The sequence below is a fragment of the Synechococcus sp. Cruz CV12-2-Slac-r genome, from assembly GCF_024346075.1.
Classification (GTDB): Bacteria; Cyanobacteriota; Cyanobacteriia; order PCC-6307; family Cyanobiaceae; genus Synechococcus_D.
Genome location: NZ_JAGQEK010000224.1, coordinates 1 through 2,129 on the forward strand (window position 1 = coordinate 1; position 2,129 = coordinate 2,129).

The window sequence follows — 2,129 nt, forward strand, 5'->3', positions numbered from 1 at the left end:
TTGAATTGCGCAACAGCCCCGCGGGGCAACCCCTACTGCCAGATGCATTGGCATGGCTAGAAGCCACTGTGCAACAACGCATGGATTGCGGCGACCACTGGGTGCTCTATGCCCAAGTAACTGGCGGTGGCCTTTTTGATGAATCGGGCTTAACAGCTCTGCACCATCGCCGCAGTGGCGCTAATTACTAACCGCTTGTATATCTGGCTTTAAAAAAAAGCGTGTTAATTCGATGGATTTGGGTTCAAATGGAATCGGTTTGAATTGAAGGTTGTGCAAGCCCTTGAACCAGCGGTGCGATATCGCGGTTTTGTGCTGATCCCTCAGCAAGATTTCAGCTGGCTGGTGAGGCCAGAACGCAGCCCGATGCATGTGCTTCCCTTTCGTGCACCAGCATGTTCAATTTCAGATGTAAAAGCTTTGGTTGATTGGCGTTTGGCGCGGCTGGGGCGCGATCGTCGGCCGCGGCTCGATCTATTACCGCAGCAAACAAAAAGTAGTAGCTCAAGCCCAAGCCAGTTGCGTTTAGAAAATATTGCCAACAACCAACAGCAGCGCTACTGCGCTTAAGCCGCCTGGGGTGGTGGGGTGGGATCCCAGCTTTGCAGCGGGATTACCAAGGTGGCCCAGTGCAAAGGGCGTTGCGGACGGGTGCGGCGTGGTTTACGCACACCAAATGGCACCCGCACCACATTGGTACCTTCCATCTGTACCGTTTCGCCCTTCGCTAAAGATTGCTGTATTTGACCCGCTTGGAAAGGTAACTCAGGGCTACTGAGCACTTTTAGATGAGTGCTGATTTTGCTGGTCATGATCCCCATCAGACAGCTTTGCCGTGAAAACCAAAAGGCTTCCAACCGCACTTGGCTCAGATAATGCAACAAAGGCAAGGCTTAAATCAAGTAGAAAATATTAAGTTTTAAGTGATTAAAATAAAGAAAATCTTGTTTTCAGCTCAAATCGCAGTGCCCATCAGGATTGGTAAGATTAAAAAAGATTTCAATTGGGCGTTAATTCAGGGCTTGCCAGCTCTTGCACCGATGGGCAACTGCACACAAGATTGCGATCGCCGTAGGCATTGTTGATGCGAGCCACTGCAGGCCACAATTTATTAGTAAGCAATCCAGCCACTGGGAATGCTGCCTCCTGGCGGCTGTAGGGGCGATCCCACTGATTTGCCGTAACTGCTGCCTGGGTGTGGGGTGCGCGTTTTAAGGGGTTGTTTTGTGGGTCGCTCTGGCCTGCTTCGATCGCCGCCACCTCAAGGCGAATTGACAGCATCGCCTCAACAAAACGATCAAGTTCCCGCAAAGATTCACTTTCGGTTGGTTCCACCATCACAGTGCCCGCCACAGGCCAACTCACTGTTGGGGCGTGAAATCCATAGTCCATCAGCCGTTTAGCAAGATCATCCACCTCCAACCCAGCGCTGTTTTTGAGGGGCCGTAGATCAAGGATGCACTCGTGGGCCACACGTCCGTTTGCACCGCGATAAAGCACGGGGTAGTGGGGGTTCAGTCTTTCCGCTAGGTCGTTAGCGGCAAGCAGGGCAACGGCAGTTGCTTTACGCAGCCCAGCCCCTCCCATCATCCGCACATACATCCAACTGATCGGCAGGATCGAAGCACTACCCCATGGGGCTGCAGACACAGCGCCAATTCCCTTTGCTCCCCCGCAAGGCACTAATGGATGGCCAGGCAGGTAAGGCGCAAGGTGGCTTGCTACCGCAATCGGGCCTACCCCAGGGCCACCGCCCCCATGGGGGATGCAAAAAGTTTTATGCAAGTTGAGATGGCACACATCCGCGCCAAATAAACCCGGCTTGCAAACCCCCACCTGGGCATTGAGATTGGCACCATCGAGATACACCTGGCCGCCATGGCCATGCACCAAACCACAAATTTCGCTGATACCTTCTTCAAATACCCCGTGGGTGGAGGGATAGGTAATCATCAGCGCAGCTAGTTGGTTGCTGTATTCAGCTGCTTTCTCAGCTAGATCATTGCGATCGATATTGCCATCGGCATCACATTGCACCGCCACCACCTGCATGCCTGCCATCACTGCTCTGGCCTGGTTAGTTCCGTGGGCGCTGGTGGGGATTAAACACACCTTGCGTTGGCTTTCCC

General features: G+C 53.3%; 3 protein-coding genes and 1 pseudogene. 2 read left to right on the plus strand and 2 right to left on the minus strand.

What is annotated here, in order from left to right:
• Window positions 1–191, plus strand: a 191-nt coding sequence (locus tag KB557_RS10930) for a flavin reductase family protein (protein WP_255134143.1), incomplete at its 5' end; no start/stop codon positions are given.
• A gap of 73 nt (window positions 192–264) precedes the next feature.
• The gene (locus tag KB557_RS11265; RefSeq protein WP_399219030.1) at window positions 265–570 is read left to right on the plus strand and encodes a hypothetical protein; all 306 of its coding nucleotides are present in this window, start codon (window positions 265–267) and stop codon (window positions 568–570) included.
• Here the strand turns inward: KB557_RS11265 and KB557_RS10940 are convergent.
• Together KB557_RS10940 and KB557_RS10945 are read right to left on the minus strand one after the other, a co-directional pair.
• Window positions 567–812, minus strand: coding sequence for a hypothetical protein (locus KB557_RS10940; RefSeq protein WP_255134145.1), 246 nt, complete (start codon window positions 810–812; stop codon window positions 567–569). The genes KB557_RS11265 and KB557_RS10940 overlap by 4 nt on opposite strands.
• A gap of 187 nt (window positions 813–999) precedes the next feature.
• Window positions 1,000–2,129: pseudogene (locus KB557_RS10945) on the minus strand (glycine dehydrogenase (aminomethyl-transferring)); the annotation flags it as partial.

What these genes read in the sequence shown, in the direction of transcription:
- KB557_RS10940 (WP_255134145.1), bottom strand. Translation starts at nt 812, where the DNA reads ATGACCAGCAAAATCAGCACTCATCTAAAAGTGCTCAGTAGCCCTGAG.